This is a genomic window from Paenibacillus liaoningensis (assembly GCF_059609455.1).
This window is the reverse complement of the sequence record NZ_JCAALU010000021.1, coordinates 55474-73046: the sequence shown is the minus strand read 5'-3', so window position 1 is coordinate 73046 and position 17573 is coordinate 55474. Positions and strand designations below refer to the sequence as shown.

General features: G+C 50.6%; 16 protein-coding genes. 14 read left to right on the top strand and 2 right to left on the bottom strand.

The features are described from left to right. Positions 1–168 precede the first annotated feature (168 nt). The 4 genes from AC6B99_RS28060 to AC6B99_RS28045 all read left to right on the top strand — a co-directional run bounded on the left by AC6B99_RS28060 (position 169) and on the right by AC6B99_RS28045 (position 5662). Positions 169–1656 carry a glutamate synthase subunit beta gene (locus AC6B99_RS28060; protein WP_056040684.1) on the top strand — a complete coding sequence of 496 codons (1488 nt, stop codon included), beginning with the start codon at positions 169–171 and terminating at the stop codon, positions 1654–1656. Positions 1657–1730: 74 nt separating this feature from the next. Further along, positions 1731–2063 (top strand): hypothetical protein, encoded by a 333-nt coding sequence (locus tag AC6B99_RS28055; RefSeq protein ID WP_235533270.1) that lies wholly within the window; start codon positions 1731–1733, stop codon positions 2061–2063. Positions 2064–2113: 50 nt separating this feature from the next. Continuing rightward, complete coding sequence (locus AC6B99_RS28050; RefSeq protein ID WP_496664770.1) at positions 2114–3313, top strand: hypothetical protein; 1200 nt, start codon at positions 2114–2116, stop codon at positions 3311–3313. Positions 3314–3325: 12 nt separating this feature from the next. Next, the gene (locus tag AC6B99_RS28045) at positions 3326–5662 is read left to right on the top strand and encodes a DNA topoisomerase 3 (RefSeq protein WP_494860122.1); all 2337 of its coding nucleotides are present in this window, start codon (positions 3326–3328) and stop codon (positions 5660–5662) included. A gap of 145 nt (positions 5663–5807) precedes the next feature. Here AC6B99_RS28045 and AC6B99_RS28040 read toward each other — a convergent pair whose 3' ends face one another. Together AC6B99_RS28040 and AC6B99_RS28035 are read right to left on the bottom strand one after the other, a co-directional pair. Then, positions 5808–6542 carry an HAD hydrolase-like protein gene (locus tag AC6B99_RS28040; protein ID WP_494860124.1) on the bottom strand — a complete coding sequence of 245 codons (735 nt, stop codon included), beginning with the start codon at positions 6540–6542 and terminating at the stop codon, positions 5808–5810. A gap of 153 nt (positions 6543–6695) precedes the next feature. After that, entirely contained in the window at positions 6696–6920 is a 225-nt protein-coding gene (locus AC6B99_RS28035; RefSeq protein WP_056040867.1) for a hypothetical protein, read from the bottom strand. A gap of 382 nt (positions 6921–7302) precedes the next feature. Between AC6B99_RS28035 and AC6B99_RS28030 the strand changes: the two genes are divergently transcribed. The 10 genes from AC6B99_RS28030 to AC6B99_RS27985 all read left to right on the top strand — a co-directional run bounded on the left by AC6B99_RS28030 (position 7303) and on the right by AC6B99_RS27985 (position 17423). Then, complete coding sequence (locus AC6B99_RS28030; RefSeq protein ID WP_056040674.1) at positions 7303–8028, top strand: phosphonate ABC transporter ATP-binding protein; 726 nt, start codon at positions 7303–7305, stop codon at positions 8026–8028. Then, a complete protein-coding gene (locus AC6B99_RS28025; protein ID WP_056040673.1) occupies positions 8025–8540 on the top strand; it encodes a GNAT family N-acetyltransferase in 516 nt (171 codons plus the stop codon). Before AC6B99_RS28030 ends, AC6B99_RS28025 begins: the two co-directional genes overlap by 4 nt. Before the next feature lie 16 nt (positions 8541–8556). Beyond that, positions 8557–9168: a DUF3298 and DUF4163 domain-containing protein gene (locus AC6B99_RS28020; protein ID WP_496664769.1), complete on the top strand. Its 612-nt coding sequence runs from the start codon at positions 8557–8559 to the stop codon at positions 9166–9168. A 33-nt stretch (positions 9169–9201) separates the two neighbouring features. Further along, positions 9202–9795 carry a response regulator gene (locus tag AC6B99_RS28015; protein WP_081419026.1) on the top strand — a complete coding sequence of 198 codons (594 nt, stop codon included), beginning with the start codon at positions 9202–9204 and terminating at the stop codon, positions 9793–9795. A gap of 130 nt (positions 9796–9925) precedes the next feature. Beyond that, positions 9926–11560 carry an amino acid permease gene (locus AC6B99_RS28010; protein WP_494860129.1) on the top strand — a complete coding sequence of 545 codons (1635 nt, stop codon included), beginning with the start codon at positions 9926–9928 and terminating at the stop codon, positions 11558–11560. A gap of 378 nt (positions 11561–11938) precedes the next feature. After that, the gene (locus tag AC6B99_RS28005; RefSeq protein WP_496664768.1) at positions 11939–12961 is read left to right on the top strand and encodes a phosphotransferase; all 1023 of its coding nucleotides are present in this window, start codon (positions 11939–11941) and stop codon (positions 12959–12961) included. 33 nt (positions 12962–12994) lie between these two features. Continuing rightward, positions 12995–13918 carry a polysaccharide deacetylase family protein gene (locus AC6B99_RS28000; RefSeq protein WP_496664767.1) on the top strand — a complete coding sequence of 308 codons (924 nt, stop codon included), beginning with the start codon at positions 12995–12997 and terminating at the stop codon, positions 13916–13918. A gap of 38 nt (positions 13919–13956) precedes the next feature. After that, positions 13957–14916 (top strand): AAA family ATPase, encoded by a 960-nt coding sequence (locus tag AC6B99_RS27995; protein ID WP_056040663.1) that lies wholly within the window; start codon positions 13957–13959, stop codon positions 14914–14916. Positions 14917–15066: 150 nt separating this feature from the next. After that, entirely contained in the window at positions 15067–16041 is a 975-nt protein-coding gene (locus tag AC6B99_RS27990; RefSeq protein ID WP_496664766.1) for a DUF58 domain-containing protein, read from the top strand. Next, positions 16038–17423 (top strand): UbiA prenyltransferase family protein, encoded by a 1386-nt coding sequence (locus AC6B99_RS27985; RefSeq protein ID WP_496664765.1) that lies wholly within the window; start codon positions 16038–16040, stop codon positions 17421–17423. The genes AC6B99_RS27990 and AC6B99_RS27985 overlap by 4 nt, the downstream gene beginning before the upstream one ends. Positions 17424–17573 lie beyond the last annotated feature (150 nt).

Below are 17573 nucleotides of genomic sequence, written 5' to 3'. Positions count from 1 at the left end.
TACGGATAATCCATTAACGATGGCAGGGTAAGAGTGTTAGGATTTTGTAAAATGCCTCGCGAAAAATTGAAAATGTTTGTTATTGAATAATTGCTGAGTTCCCGATATAGTTTGTTTAGAGAAGCCTTACAACGGTTGACGGGAATAACGGATGGAGGAAAAGCGATCATGTCTACACCTACTGGTTTTATGGAATATCAACGAGAACTCCCAGCCGATCGCGATCCGATTGAGCGGATTAAAGATTGGGAAGAATTTCATAAGCATTTGTCCGATGAACAGCTTCGTACGCAAGGTGCGCGCTGCATGGACTGTGGAACACCTTACTGTCATTCTGGGATGGAGCTTGCTGGCTCAACGTCAGGTTGTCCGATTAACAACCTCATTCCAGAATGGAACAATTTGATTTACCGCGGTTTATGGCGTGAGGCGCTGGATCGTTTGCACAAAACGAATAATTTCCCAGAATTTACAGGGCGGATTTGCCCAGCTCCATGTGAGGGCTCCTGTACGGTTGGCTTGATTGGTGATGCGGTTACGATTAAGACGATCGAGCAAGCGATTATTGACCGTGGCTTTGATGAAGGCTGGGTTGTTCCACAGCCTCCGAAGATGCGCACAGGCAAACGTGTAGCGGTTGTCGGTTCGGGCCCAGCGGGCCTTGCTTGCGCAGCGCAGCTTAACAAAGCGGGACATCTTGTAACAGTGTACGAGCGCGCGGACCGCATCGGCGGACTTCTCACTTATGGTATTCCTACAGTCAAGCTTGACAAGAAGGTTGTTCAGCGTCGTGTAGACTTGATGGCGGAGGAAGGCATAGACTTCGTTGTTAACACAGAGATCGGTAAAGATGTATCGGCTGATGAGCTGCAAGGCCAGTTCGATGCAATCGTATTGTGCGGCGGCGCTACGAAAGCGCGCCCGGTAGATATTGAAGGACATGAGCTCGAAGGCGTTCATATGGCGATGGATTATTTGAACGGCACGATTAAGAGCTATCTGGATTCCAATCTGGAGGATGGCAACTACATTTCTGCGAAAGACAAAAATGTCATTGTTATCGGCGGTGGCGACACGGGGACGGACTGCGTGGCAACAGCACTTCGTCATGGCTGTAAATCGGTTACGCAATTCGGTACGCACGCTAAGGCTCCATTAGTACGCGATAGCGTAAACAACCCTTGGCCGCAGTTCCCGAACGTCTACACGCTGGATTATGCGCATGAAGAGGCAAAAGCGCTGTTCGGAGAAGACCCGCGTGCCTTCTCGGTTCTGACGAAAAAATTTGTTGGCGAGAATGGCAAGCTTACAGAGCTTCACACCGTACAAATCGAGCGTACAGTTGATCCGGAAACGGGACGCCGAATTTATACAGAAATCGAAGGCTCCGAGCAAGTATGGCCGGCTGATCTCGTGTTTATCGCGGTTGGTTTTGAAGGCCCAGAAAACACGCTGATTGATGCTTTTGGCCTAGAGCAGGACCGTCGTACGAATGTGAAGGCGCCTTATGGCAAATATACGACGAATGCTGAGAAAATATTCGCAGCTGGCGATATGCGTCGTGGTCAAAGCTTGGTTGTATGGGCGATTAACGAAGGTCGCGAAGCGGCTCGTGAAGTGGATAAGTTCCTGATGGGATCTTCCTTGCTTCCCTAAATTAATGGTATGATGAATTGAATAGCAGCTTATGAGAAGCGCCCTAGGGCGCTTTTCTTGTCGATAGGAGGGAAATGAAGCGATATATGATTAAATATGGACTGGATACAGTAACGGAACTAAAATTTGAGAAAATCGTGGCGAACATGGAGCGGCGCAATGATCAATGGGTAGATATTGAGCTGTTGTTTGAGCTGTCGGAGGCAACGCCCGCGCCTGATGATCTCATTGATTTTAGTGGACTGGTCATTTGTACACCAGAGGGCAGAATTGCCCAAATTGTGCCGCAGGACGAAGACTGTGACTGTGAATATCAATTTACTGCATTTGAGAAGGAGCAAATTACGGCTTTTATTTTGCAGGAGCAAAATCAGCTGAGAATTAGGCAGCTCCCCTCCCCAATATAAGGAAAGTTGTGGTAAAATCAGTGTGAGATGACGTAAAGGAGCGATTCGTCATGCATGCTGAAGAAGCTTATGTGTTATCCCCGGCAGATGTCAGCAATATTCGAAAATATGTCCAGCATAAATATGGCGCGCTGCCGCAGGAGAAGAAAACCGAAATGATTGCCGATGCGGTGAACCGCATTATACATAAGCAGCTTCCGTCGTTTGACGAGTCGATTAAGCGCCAGGTGACGGCGCAGCTTATTCGCACTGCGGTGCTGGAACAGAAGCGCCCTGTACGTGCAGATGATATTTTTGCAGCCTGCTTGCTGCTGGACGAGCGTGAGCAGGAGATTGAGCAGCCGATGCACGCGTGGGTGGAGAAGCAGCTGCAAAGCGTTGTCGAGATTGAACGCTATCGGCTGGCGATGGACAAGCTGCGCAGTTCTGCCGAGCGAATGGACACGAGCGCAGATCCTTTGCCAAATGCAAGTTTGTCGGTGAACGAGAGCTGGCTTCAGTTGAAAAATGAGCTGCAGCCAGCCGGCGATGAGCAGCTGGCCAAAGAGCCGCTTGCAGCCGGGGCGGCTGGCGCCTCCGGCTTGGCGGATGTCATACCTCTGCCATTGCCGCTGGCAGTGCCTCAGAACGCGCCAGTTCCTCGCAAACGGCGCAATCAAGCTATCGTGTACGGATTTCTCAGCTTGCTGCTTGTGAGCGTCTCGCTGCTGTATGGAGAGTCTCTGACGCGTGCGTTAAGAGGGGCACAGCCGGAGCCGGTCCTTCTTGCTCCCATTGAACCAGTGAAGATCGTCGAGCTGGATGGCTTGCCGCAAGAGCTGCGGTATGTAGAAATTGATAAGAAGAGGCTGACTCAGTATTTGAAAGGCAAATCGTCGATACTTGCCAGGCAGCCTTATTTAGATGCGATTATTGCCCAAGCGAAATCATTTGATATTCATCCGCTCTTGCTATTTGCTATAACTGGGCAGGAGCAGGCTTTTGTACCAACCACGAACAAACAGGCGAAGGAAATTGCGAATAATCCATTCAATGTGTTTCATAGCTGGAAAGAATATAATACGACGATTAGCGATTCCGCTGAAATTGCGTCGCGAACGATTGTGAATTTAAGCAAGGGACGACCTGAAGGCATGGACCCATTCACATGGATTAACCGTAAATATGCGGAAGACCCTAACTGGTCGAATGGTGTTCGGTCGATTTTTGCTTCTATGAAGCAATATGTGGAAACAACAAGCAAGAAGTAAAGAGGCGATTTGTTGAAGACATTAATTATTGCGGAGAAACCGGATATGGGCAGGACGATTGCTGCCGTGCTTGAACCAAAGGCAGCTAATCGCCGGACGTATTTGGAAGGCGACCGCTATATTATTACATGGGCGATTGGGCATTTGGTGTCACTCGCTGAGCCTGACCAATACGATGCACGCTACAAACGGTGGAATGATCAGGACTTGCCGATCATTCCACAGGTGTTCAAGCTATGGCCGAATCCGCGGACGAAGGATCAGCTTAAGACGATTGGCGAGCTTGCGAAGCGCTGTGGCAGACTTGTTAACGCATGCGATGCCGGGCGCGAAGGCCAGCTTATTTTTCACCTAATCAGGCAATATTTAAAGCTGGCGCAGCCTACGGACCGGTTATGGATATCGGATTTGACGGCGGAGACGATTCGCCGCGGTTTTGATACGCTGCGCAGTGATGATGAATATGAACCGCTGACGAAAGCGGCTCGTGCCCGCAGTGAAGCCGATTGGCTGATCGGGATGAATGCTTCTCGCGCATTTACGATTCGCCATAAAGCCTTGCTTTCTGTCGGTCGTGTGCAAACGCCAGTTTTGGCGCTGCTATATGATCGTCATAAGGAAATTACGGCTTTTCAGTCGGAGACTTATTTTGTCGTTAAAGCGGCATTTGACCAGTCTGGATTTGGGTATTCTGGCATTTGGCAGGGGGAGCGTCTAACCGATAAAGCAAAGGCTGAGGCATTGGCAGCGAAAACAGCAAATAAGCCTGCGAAGGTAGAAGATTACCAGATAGCGGAAAGCAAGGAGTATCCGTTCAGGCTTTATGACCTGACGCTATTGCAGCGCGAAGCGAATGGCAAGCACGGCTATTCGGCTAAGAAGACGCTGGATATTGCCCAAGCGCTCTACGAGAAGCATAAGGTGATTACGTACCCGCGGACGAACTCCAACTATGTAACGGAGGAGAACATTCCGGTCATGGGCAATGTATTAACGATGCTTCAAGGCACTAGCGGCTATGGCGAGCTTGCGAAAGGAGCAGACCGCTCTCGCGTTCACAAAGGGAACAAAGCGGTTTGCAATCCGTCCAAAGTCGAGGATCACCATGCCATCATGCCTACACCGAAGCGTGCTTCTGGCCTCAGCCAGGAGGAGCAAAACGTCTATGACATGATTGTCAGACGTTTTCTGTCGCACTATTACCCGCCCGCCGTATATAAAAACCACACAGTGCTAACGGTCGTCGAAGGCGAAACCTTCCGCACGAAAGCGAAGGAACAGCTGGAGCCCGGCTGGAAAGTGGTGTTGCCCCAGCAGGATTCCACTGCGGCCAAGCCTGCTAAGCGCGCCAAAGCCAAGGATGACAAGGAAGCCGATGACGAGGAAATGGTAACCGATCAGCCCTTTAAGCTCGACCCGAATGGGCCGGTTCATTGCAGCAGTGTTGAGGCGATGGAAAAAATGACGCAGCCGCCCAAGTCCTTCACAGAGGGAACGCTGCTCAAAGCGATGGAAGGCGCAGGGAAGTCGATGGAGGATGATGAGCTGCGGGAAGCGATGAAGGATACCGGTCTTGGCACGCCGGCGACACGGGCAGCGACGATCGAGCGGCTGAAGCATGTCGGCTATATCCAGCTAGCAGGAAAGAAGCTGGATATTACGTCGAAAGGACTCGCTGCGATTGAGCTCATCCGCAACGCCGGTGTTGAGCTGCTCGCTTCGCCCGAAATGACGGGACGCTGGGAGCAGCGTCTGCACCAAATTTCTAAAGGCGAAGCTTCGGATGATCGTTTTATTGCGCAAGTTAAGCAATTCGCAGCCGTCATCGTCGATAAGGTTCGTCAGCAGCGTCCTGCCGCACCTGGAACGTTCGAGGACACATCTGCGAAAGGGAAGAAGGCAGCAGGCTCGACGAAAAGCGGCAGCCGTACAAGCAGCTCACGCTCGTCAGAAGCGAAAGCAGGGGGGAAGTCGCCTGCCGGAGTTGGCAAGAGCAGAAGCTCCGCACGGTCAGCTGAGGGTAGCGAAGCAGTGAAGCCGCCCAAGCAAGCAGCAGCGTCTGCGGCTCCAAGAGGGCCGCTCGCTGCCTGCCCGAGGAAGGGCTGCAACGGCAGTGTGATTGAAGGCAAGCGCGGTTACGGCTGCAGCAGCTTTCGCGAGGGCTGTTCTTTTGTGATTTGGAAGGAACAGCAGGGGAAGAAGATTACGCTGCCGATGCTCCATTCGCTGCTGGAGAAGGGGGCAACGAGCCAGCTCGCCTTTAAGCAGTCCGATGGAAGCAGCATGAAGGGCAGGCTTGTATTGACCGACCGTGACAAAGGGACGCTAACGATTCGGCCTGCCGACTAGTTAGCAGGCCGCCATAACCTGCTTGAGGTTGTTCGATGTGAATGATGTGAATAAGCGCTAACGAAAATCGCAACAAAATAAGCCGCCAAACCAACGAGTATGCTGGTTTGGCGGCTTATTCTAGTTAAATATTGTGTTTGTTCATCTAGCGGTTGATATAACCGTAGATGGCTTCCGGCACTTCCACTAAATCATTCAAAGTGAAAAAGGCACCTTTAGGCTGAACTTCAATATTGACAACATTATATTGCCATTCGGTATCCTTGCGCATATGAATGGCATGGATGCCTGCAGTCAAGGCGGGAACAACATCCGTCCGAATAGAATTGCCAATCATCCATGTGCGTGCGCGATCCAGCGATGTTTCAGCTAAAATGTCCTCCAGCGCTTCATTCGTTTTGTGTTGGCGAATATAGATTCGGTTATTAAAATATTTGCTTAAATTTAATTGATTAATTTTGCGGGATTGAATGAGCTGCTCGCCCCCTGTGTACAAATGCAGCTCATGACCTTGATTAGCTAAAGAATACAGCGTCTCCTCCATATTCGGATAAGGCTCTGTATCATGCTCATACACGCTGAGCCCAAGCTTCCATAGAAAATCTTGTTCTACAGCGGAGCGCTTCCTTCCGGTTACATCGGAGAAATAAACATAGCTGTCAACGAAAGATTGAGGAAAATGCTCGCTCTTAAAACCAAGCACGGCAATTCCAGCAATGTCGATCTCTGTTTGTTTATCTCGTACAGTGTCCGCGGTTACTTCTTCATATCCGGCAAACCAGGTGGTCATCGCATCAACAAATTGACTAATGACCAAATAGAAATATTTATTACAATGAATTAATGTATCGTCGAGGTCAAACATAATGTGCTGCTTCATAGAAAGCACGGCTCCTTTAGCGCAAAATAGACTGTGTATGAAATCAATCTACAGTATCAGGAGCCTTACGTCAACGCAGCAAACCCGTTTCGGCAACACTGAATTAGGAAAATTAAGGATGAAAATTAGATTAGCTGGTCATTTCCAGAAAAATCATGCATATTTAAGCTGCGACACAAGCAGCGTTGTCTTGATAAAGGCAATGCGGCGGCGGATATAGAAATCCAGGCTGTCGCCCCGCAGGTCATTCGGAGAGATCACCTCCTCAGAGCTGTTATCAATAATCGTCAATTCTCCGTTTGAATAAAATTTAAAAGTCAAATCTCGACGTGGCCAACTTTTCTCAACGAAACGAAAATTTTCACAAGTGCTCTTCATGGTGATCCTGCCTCCCTTATTGGATGTTTAATAAATAGTCAATCAGAACTTTTGTTCAAATATAAGAATTTATAAGTTGTACACATATAAACTCTTATATTTCATCGCGAAACGGTAGCTTTGCCACCAGAGGAGGGCTTCAGCCGTTTCCGCTTGCTGTTTTCATTATACCAAACATTTGTTCGTGTGGAAACTGTTTTTTGTTTCCCGTAAACTAGATTTATATAAAAGAGCATTTTGCATAAATCCCCTGAGCGACTTTCAATGTACAATATTTAGAACGAAGCGGTTTTATCGCTCTAAATATTGCACCTAGAAGCGACCCGAATCGAATTATACAAAATGCTGAAAATATGATGCGTGAAACAAAGGGGCGCGAAAAATGATAAGAATTTCGAATTTGACGAAGGTTATTCCAGGCGGGCCGAAAGTGCTCGACGATATACATTTGGATGTGGAGGATGGCGAGTTTATCGCCATTAAGGGAGCGAGCGGAAGCGGGAAGTCGATGCTGCTTAAATGCTTGGCGCTGCAGGAAAAATGGACGCGGGGAAGCTACAAGCTGAATGGAACGGATGTTTTGAAGCAAGGGCTGACCGGCAGATTTAAAGTTCGCCGCGAGGTAGCTTATTTAGAAGAGAAGCCTGTACTGTATCCAAGCAAGACGGGGCTCAAAAATGTGATTATCGGATCGGTGACCCAAACCCCCGCTTGGCGGCGATGGACCGGCATGGTGCGCAGCGACGATTATATGGGCGCTATGGATACGATAGAGAAGCTGGGCCTTATCGATAAAGCACATCTGAAGGCGGAGAAGATGAGTGGGGGAGAGCGCCAGCGTATCGCTGTTGCCCGCGCGCTCGTGCACGGCGCAAAAATCATTTTGGCGGACGAGCCGGTATCCGGACTTGACCCGCATACGGCCGATCAGGTGCTCGCCGATTTAAAACGGCTTTGCACGGAGCAGCGAGTTACGGTTATTGCCGTGCTGCATCAAGGCGATTATGCTGAACGGTTTGCGGACCGCATTATTGGTCTCAATAATGGCAAGCTTGTTCTAGACATTAGAGGCAGGCGCTTAACCGAACGGGAGAAAATGCAGCTATGAACGAAGTGAAGCTGAGATTGATTCAGCAGCATGAGCTTTCACAGGCGCTGGAGCTTGAGCAGCGCTGCTACTCTCCTGAGGCCGCGGCGACGGAAGCGGGATTCCAGTACCGTTTTCAGGAATATCCCTCGTATTTCTGGTCCGCTTGGTCGGATGACGGCAAGTTGCTTGGCATAGCCAATGGAATTCGGACGGAGCAGGAAAGCTGCGGTGACGAGATGAAGGGAAGCCATCAAGGCGAATACGCGGGAGACAACTTTTGCATACTGACTATTGCGGTAGATCCGGCTTTCAGGCGTAGGGGAATTGCTGCAAAACTGCTGGACAAGCTGATCCAGGCATGCGAAAATGAGAGGCTGAATGCGATTATTTTAATGTGCGAGCCGCATTTGATTTCTTTTTATGAACAGGCGAAATTTACATACGTAGGCAAGGCTTCTTCCACACATGGAGGAATTGAGTGGCATGAGATGAGGCGTAATCTGCATACAATGGAGCATTCTAGCGAATAGGCAGGTGTAGCCCGATATGGCGTTTCAATCTCCTGTAATCATTCAGTCTGTCCGCAGTACGTTTCCAAAGGCCGAGCTGTGGCTGCCTCATATTAGCGGGGGATCCAATGAGGCAGCAGATAGTCAAATCAATGGGATCATTCACTCAGCAGCGCAGCATCTCATAGCTGAGCAAGGCACGCTTGAAGACCCGCATGCGGAGATGCAAGGATATTTTGAGCTCAAAAACAACCAGAAGGATGTGCTCAGCCTGTCTTTGTTCAACTACGCCTATACGGGTGGAGCGCATGGACTGACACTGCAGCAGTCGCTTACCTTCAAGCTGACTACGGGACGTTCTTACGCGCTTGCTGAGCTGTTTAAGCCTGGCAGCAATTATATCGTCAAGCTGTCCGCGCTGGTCACCGCTCAAATCAGGTCGCGAGATATTAGCACGCTGTCGCCGTTCAAAGCGATAAGGCCGGATCAGGACTATTATGTGGCGGACCGGACGCTGGTGCTTTATTTTGCCCTGTATGAGCTGACGCCTTATGCATTTGGTTTTCCGTATTTCCCCATCTCCGTCTATGACATTGAGGATATGATTAATGAAAATGGCCCGCTCGGACCAATGGTCGTCAATTATTGATATGTGCAACTTTGCAGCAGGAGAGAAGACAGCATGATTTATATCATTTTATTATGCGCTGTATTTGTCACGACGATCGCTTTCGTTGTTTATTTGCAGTATGTGAAAAAGGACAAGGGGCCGCGCTTTTCGGCGCCCCCCATTCGGCGACAGTCTTCAAGCTTGCAGGTCAGCCCAGTGAAAAAAAACGTTCCCAGCAAGCTGGAGGACGGTCGCAGCAAACAGGCGCACCAAGCTTTGGCGGGCAGCGCGGATGCAGCAAAGCTAGCTGAGGGGAAAAAGCTGCTTATTGTTGACGACCAGCCGCTCATTCGCCTCATGCTGGCAGAGCTGTTTCAGAAGGCGGGATTTACCGTCTATGAAGCTGCAGATGGGCTGAACGCGCTTGAGCAATTCGAGCGATATGGAGCGGACTGCATTTTGCTGGATTTTATGCTGCCTGATATGGACGGATTGGACGTGCTCTGCGCGATTCGCAAAAGCGATGCGAATGTTAAAGTATTGCTTATTACCGCGTACGGGGAGCCTGAAAAAATAGAGGCAGCGGCTGAGCTGGGCATTACCGAGTGGATAGAAAAACCGTTTGACACCGACCAATTGCTGAATCGGGTACTCGCGCTAGTTTAGCTAGTTTAGTGTGCCTGCTTCCGCCCTATAGTTAATGTCATAAAATATTAATGTCGTGATATATTTCGTTTGTTTGCTGGCATGAGCCCTTCCACCCTCACATATACTGCTTAATGATGGGGGTGGTGGAATGATTGCGCTCGTAATCGGGCTGGCTTTATTTTTCGCTGTATGTGCTGCTGCATTAGCCGGAGCTGTCAAGGCGCAGCAAAGTATCAAATCGTCGAGCCATCAGAGCATGACGGCTTATGCCACCTATATTCAAATGCAGCAGGATAAGCATGATTTGAATTTGTTTGGCCTTGCCCAGCAGCTCAGACGCAAATTTGGAGCGGCAGCTTCATTTGGGCTTTCCTTCAACACGATGGGGCTGTGTGCAGCAGCTTTGTTGTTTCTGGCGCCTGCCCTGCAGCAGGGCGGGCCAATTGTCGTCGGTATAGGCATTCCGCTTGCCGCGTTGTTTGCCTTAATGGTAAGTGCATCGCTGGCCGAATTGTCCTCGGCTATTCCAACCGCCGGGGGCGTCTATCATTGGTCCTCGGCATTAGGAGGACGTGTATGGGGCTGGCATGCGGGCTGGTTTCACATGGCTGGCTATATGGGGCTTCTGCTGCTGACCAATCTGCTGTGCGCCTCCTTGCTGGATGGAATGCTTGCAGGCTGGCTCGGTTACATGCCTTCAATATGGACGAAAGCAATCATTGCCTTGGCAATGGTGGTTACGCAAGCTGCTTTGCACAGTCGTGGTGTCCGTCTGCTGGCTGTTCTGCTGAGAAGTGGACTATGGCTGCAGCTTGTCGCTGCAATCGCTGCAATCGTCATTTTAATGGCGCTGTATTGGCCGGGTGCTTTTGCACCTGAGCTGTTATTTACGCTTCCTGCCCTTAGTGGGGAGGGGAAAGGCCAATCCGCCTTAGGGATGATTGCGGGCTTTCTGCTGCTGCAAAAGCTGTTTCTCGGCATGGACAGCGCTGCCCAAGGTGCCGAGGAGACGTCCGATCCCCGCATTCGCGTGCCATGGGCGATCTATTTGTCGACGGCTTACACGTTTATTATCGGCTTTGTGCTGCTGGCTGTGCTGACACTTGTGTGGCCTGGCTTCTCAAATGGAGGCATACCGACTGGCGGGAGCGAGTGGTTTGCAGGCAGTTTGCTGGAAGCTATCAGCCGTTCACCGCTGGTGACCCTGCTCCTAGTCGTGCTTCTCTACTCAAGCAGCAGCAGCGTGCTGATCGCTTGCTCCCGATTATTGTACAGCCTGACGCGCGATAAGGCTCTGCCTTTCAGCAAGCAGCTGGCAGGCGTTCACCCTGCAACTCAATCTCCCAGGAAATGCGTCTGGCTAGCAGCCGCATTGTTTTTCATTATCCTTGCAGCCTCTTGTGTGCTCCTTACAGAGCGCCTGCTCACAGCTGCTGTCCCTAGCTTCACACTAATTTGCCTTTACACGGCGTATGCAATCCCGATTGCGTTAGCGCTGCGCTCAGGGAAGAAGCACAAGCTGCTCATGGATGCGCCTTGGCATCTCGGAAGGTGGAGCCGCACGGTGAATATGTCAGCCCTGGTCTGGCTGCTGCTCAGTGTTGTGCTAGCGGCCAGCGTGCTTGGCAAAGAAGGTATTCTGGGTGCGGGGGCTGTGCTGCTTGTATCCGCAGTGCTGGATTTTCGATACCGGAGACGTCATCTGGAGACGCTGCAAAGCCGCCTGAATAAACCTCACGGGGAAATTATTAGAATTGAGCGAAAATTCAAGCTAACGGAATGAGGGGGAATCGCGGGAAATAGAAAGGTGGAAATGAGCCGTCTATTTCCCGGGGAAGCGCACAATCCAACATGTTTAAAATGATTTCGACAGCAGGCTAACGATTGCCTAATAAAGCTTAAAACATAGGATATCCTTCCCAGCTACAACAGATGGAGGGAGCAAAATCAGGGGAAACTAGATATGGCAAAATGAAGGCGCAAGAACGCGAAAAGCCCGCATTAAGCTGATACAAAATGTGTCGAAGCTTGCCTGTAAAAGGACGGTTCAGTTACGGGGAAATAGCGAATGTCCGCGGCTGATTTCCGCTTTTTTGCCAACTTCTGCTCCCAGCAAGTATAATAAAGGCAGCAACTGGTAGCTTAGGGGAGGACAAAACTATTGAGTCAGCATGATTTTTCAACGTTTTTAGACCAATATGAGCTTGGCGCACGATGGGAAATAGCTGCCGGAGACAGCGGCATGAACAATACAACGCGGATCGTGCAGGCGGGAAATAACCGCTACGTGCTGCGCATTTACAACAATCATCAAAATAAATCGACGGTTTTGCTGGAGCATGAGGTGTTATTTGGGCTGCTGGAGCAAGACGCACGCCTTTTTGACGTTCCAATGCCTGTAGCGAATCGCGCAGGGCAGACCGTAACGGAGGCGCCAAGCGGCAAGCTGGCTACACTATGCCATTTCATTGAAGGCAAGAGGCCTTCGGTCGAAAATATTTCCCACATTACAGGGCTCGGCATCGCTACGGCTGCTTTATGCAAGGGATTAAGTGCCATTAAGCCTCAAGGCGAGCCTATTTATGATCCGTATTATAAGCTGGAGCAATCTTATGAAGCCATAGGCATTCCAGCTATGCGGGAAATTGCTAATGAAGCGGGGCTGCTGCCGGAATTTGAGGAGCAGATAGCTTGCTTGCAGCAGGAGCGAGAGCGTTTACAAAACGAGTTGAAAAACATAGCCGAGCTTCCCCGCCAGTGGATTCATGGCGATTTGAATTTCAGCAATTCCGTTGCACGTGGGGATGCTGTAGTCGGATTGCTGGATTTTGAATTTTGCACAGTCGATGTAAGGGCGATGGAGCTCGCTGTCGTTATCGTGGATTTGATTGATGGGGCTGATGAAGGGCGACTGGAGCGAATCGCATTGTTTTGTGAAGGCTTTGGGTCGGAATTACGGCTGATGGAGGCGGAAGCAAATGCGATAACGCTGCTGCTTAAGCTGCGTATGCTTGATGTGACGCTGCATTTTATGACGCGCTGGCGGGAGCAGCTTGACGAAGCGGCGGTATTGCAGAAAATTGTGAGCCAAGCGGCAAAAATCGTGAACTGGACAGGCAGCAATGAACCGCGTTTGAAAGCGCTATTTCTTAAGCATCTTGCCGGCGTTGAACAACCATTGTAGTCATTAACCACTATAATTTGAGGAGTTGGGCTCATGAGTGTTGCAGCAGCATTAGGATACAGCAGTGATGAAAGACTGCTCATTGTTAATGCAGATGATTATGGCTTATGTGGTTCAGTCAATAAAGCGGTGGAGCAACTGCTGGAAGAGCGCGCAGTAAGCTCGGCAACGATTATGATGCCGTGCCACGCAGCGCGGGAAGCGACGAAGTGGTGCGCGCTGCATCAGGAGCATGATGTAGGCATTCATTTCACTTTTACAAGCGAGTGGGACAATTATCGCTGGGGCCCTGTGAGCAAGCCGGAGGATGTTCCTTCCTTGCTCGTAGAGGGCGGATATTTCCCGAAAGACAGCCGAACATTCGAACTGCAGGCCGAATCCGAGCAGGTAGAGCGAGAAATGGTTGCCCAAATAGAGCTTGCCCTGCAATTAGGGATGAAGCCGAGCCATGCTGACAATCATATGGGCAGCTTGTATGGGCTTGCGACAGGCAAGCATTTTTTACCTATTGTATTCGACGTATGCGCCAAATATGGCTTGCCTTTTCGCCTACCGCGCCATTTGCTTGGTGATCGCGCGCAAACAGCCTCTCCAGAGCTTGCTGAGCAGGCGAAGCAGCTCGGAATGCTGGCGGATTCCAAAGGCGTCATCATATTGGATTATTTAGTCGGTTTGCCATTTCAGCTGCAGGCTGGAGAAACATATGCGTCGTTCAAAGAGGCGATGAAACAGCAGCTGCGCAGCTTGCCGCCGGGTTTGACAGAGCTTATTATTCATCCTTCGCTCGTAACCGATGAGCTGCTATCCTTCCATGGGCAGCCTGAGAAGCGCGGGCTCGAGTTCCAGCTGTTCCGCGACCGCGAGATTGTGCAGACGCTGCAGGCCGAGGGCATCCGGCTCGTTCGCTGGTCGCAGCTGCAGCGTGTGCAGCGCGAGCGCTGTGGCTGGAGTCAATAAAACATCCTATTTATAGTGAGAAAAAAGGAGCTGCTAGCATGTCTTACCAATCCATTGCTGCATTATCTGAACAGCTGAGAAGCAATATTGGCCGCGTTATCGTAGGGAAAGAGCATATAGCCGATCTATTGTTTATCGCGTTAATTACCGGCGGTCATGTGCTGCTGGAGGATGTACCCGGGACGGGAAAAACGCTGCTTGCCAAATCGCTGGCGAAGTCGCTCAGCCTGACCTTCCGGCGTGTGCAATTTACGCCGGATTTAATGCCGTCAGATTTGACGGGCATCCATTTTTACAATCAGAAGCAGGGGGATTTTGAGTTCAGGCCCGGTCCTTTGTTTACGAATATGCTGCTGGCTGACGAAATTAACCGTGCAACGCCACGTACCCAATCCAGCCTGCTCGAATGTATGGAGGAGCGGCAAATAAGCCTCGAGGGCGAGACGATGCCGCTTTCGCGGCCGTTCATGGTTATGGCGACGCAAAATCCGGTCGAGCATCAAGGAACGTTTCCGCTGCCGGAAGCGCAGCTGGACCGTTTTTTATTCAAGGTTAAAATGGGCTACCCCACAACGGATGAGGCGCTGCAAATTTTGAAGCGCTTTAAAGAGGGAGACCCGCTGGAGCAGCTTGCACCAATTGCTGGAGCAGACGAAATTGCTGAAGCCCAGAAGCTATACACCTCCGTACGCGTATCGGATGATGTTCTGCTTTATATGCTGAAGCTAGTAGAGCAGACGCGGAGCAGGGAAGAGGTGCAGACGGGCGTCAGCCCTCGCGGCAGCCAGGCGCTGCTGAGAGCCTCGCAGGTGCAGGCGATTTTGCGGGGAAGAGATTTTGTAACGCCGGATGATGTAAAAGCGATGGCGCAGCCTGTGCTGGCCCATCGTCTCGCGCTTCGTGGACTGCAGCGTACACAAGGCAGCGCAGAGAAAATTATCGAAGATATTATTAGGCGAACCGAGGTTCCTGCCGAGGCAGGGCTTCTCGCTAAATAGGCTAGTAAATAGACGATGCTCGTCGTTTCTTTTATTATCGCTGCAATCATTATAGTTATGCTACAAGCTAATGTATTTCGTAGGTTTGCCTTGCGGAACATTAGCTATTCCAGGCGCTTTAGTCAAAAAACCTGCTTTAGTGGGGATCGTATGGAACTAGTAGAGCAATTGTCAAATGGCAAATGGCTGCCTGTTCCTTGGCTGCGCGTCGAATCCCAATTGTCTTCCCAGCTCATCTTTCGCTCGCAGGATAATCTTGCGGTGAGCAGCGGGGAGCATTACCAGAATCATAAAAGCTTCTTCAGCCTTATGCCTTATACGAAAATTACTCGCACGCATTCGTTCCTCAGCGCCAGGCGCGGGGTATACAAGCTTCGCTCCGTTGCTCTGACCGGCGGCGATTTGCTTGGCATTCATCATGATATGAAGCAAATGATGATAGAAGGCGATCTGCTTGTATATCCGCTCCCCGCACAGGTGAAGGTGGACGAGTTGCCCTCTCATAGCTGGCAGGGCGAGACGTCGGTGCGGCGCTGGATTGTGGAAGATCCTTTCGTTGTCGTAGGCGCAAGAGATTATCGTCCTAGCGATTCCTTCAAGGCGGTCAATTGGAAAGCGACTGCTCGGGCAGGCAAGCTGCAGGTTCATCAATATGATTATACAGCTGACCGGAAGCTGATGATTTATTTGAACGTTGAAGATCATGAGGGCATGTGGCGTACGATTACGGATGAAGCATTAATCGAACGGGGCATTGAATGGGCAGCAGGAGCAGCGGAGGCCGTCACGGCCAGTGGCATGGAAGTCGGCTTCGCTGCCAATATGCCGCTGCAAGGAGAGTTTGACAGTGCCATGCTGCTGCCCCGCAGCGGACATGACCAGTGGCTGGCGATACTGGAGCTGCTCGCCAAGCTGTCGCTGACCCGGACGGAGCTGTTTAGCGATTTGCTGCAAAGGGAGAGCGAGCGTGGTGTAAGCGGCTGCGATGTGCTCATTATTTCCGCCTATTGGAATGAAACGCTGGAGCTTGCCGCTCAGCAGCTGCGTTTCGGCGGCAACTCCGTCTCGATTTGGCTGTTGGAAGGGCTAGCTAGCGATCAGCAGCAGGCAGGTGGAGCATCATGAACAAATCGCCTATTGGAAAAATCGCAGGCATAGCTGTAGGGAAAGGTTTGCTGGAGCTGCTGTTTTTTCTGCCTTTCGTTTTGCCTTTCGGTGCTTATGCGCTCTCAGGCAGCCTCCTTCTATTTTGGCTGCTCAGCTTGCCATTGTGCTACGGCGCTGGTTCGCTGCTGCTGTCCATTTCAGCGAAGCTGCTTCACAGCAACCGGGCTACTCGTCTATTCCTTGCTTTGCTGATTGGTATTTTGCTCTCTGATGGATGGCTTGCTTTATGTGGCACAATTGCAATAGCATCAGGAGCAAGCTGGGAAGCTTGGTGGCCAGCGCTCGCTATTTTCGGCAGTATCGCTGCTTATCGCGGAATGAATGAACGGCTGCACAGTTGGTCCTCCATATTTACAGGAAGTACGATGATAATAGGCATTGTCGGCTATTTGGCGCTGCAATTGGCTCAATTTTGGTTCAAGCCGCTGCAGGAATATACGATTTGGATGACCGTAGGCGGGATTGCAACGCTAATTGTTTATTTTTTCATGATAAATGAGCGGCTGATGCAGCGCGAGACCGATCAGACGGGGCAGCGGCAGCCAATCTCAGCATCTGTAGAAGCCTTCAAACGTCAAAATAGATGGATGCTTGCTCTGCTGCTGCTTCCTATCATTGCAATCGGCTTCATCAGGCAGATTACGCAGGGGATTGAATGGGCTGTGCGCTCTCTCGTTCAGATGATACTGTCATTAATAACGGGCGGTGAAGCAGATACGCCTGCTCAACCGCAGCCGGAAGCATTGCCTGAGCCCGTATTGCCGCCTGTGGAGCAAAAAGATCCTGCCCCTTGGCTCGTTTGGGTAGAAAACCTATTGAAAATTGTCATAATCATCATCGTTATTGCTGCGATAGGACTGGCCCTATATTGGCTGCTGCGAGTCGTGTATCGCCTCTCGAAGAAATTTCTTGCCAAAATGGCAGAACGCTCTGCTGAAAGGCAGGGCGGCGAGCAGGGCTACACGGATGAGGTTGAAAGTTTAATGACCTTAAATAAATGGCAGGATGGCTGGCGGCTGCGCAGCAAGCGCAATAAACCCGAGCAGGCTGTTAAATGGGAGGAGCTCACGGGAACGAGGGAGAGAATCCGCTATTTATACAGCCGCTGGGTAAAGCGCAGCATAAGCAAAGGGTATGTGTATCAGCCTCATTTGACACCTAGGGAAACGGCAGAGGAGCTCGTCAAATGGCAGGTGGCTGCGAAGACTGAGGATAGCTATAGCGAAGCAGAACAAAAGCAGCTAATCAAGCTTTATGAGGAGGCGCGCTATAAGGAGGAGGAGCCGCATGAAGAAGCGGTAAACGCCTTGTATGCGCGCCAGCAGAAACGCGGTAAATAGTTCAAAACAGCCTGGTCGGAGAATGGTCCGGTCAGGCTGTTTTGAATGGGGGTTCTAGGAAAACAAACGACTTGACTGTGAATGGCATTAAACTGGTAGTTTAGTTGAAGATGCAATTGGGTGAACCGTAATACAAGTACCGGCAAGTTT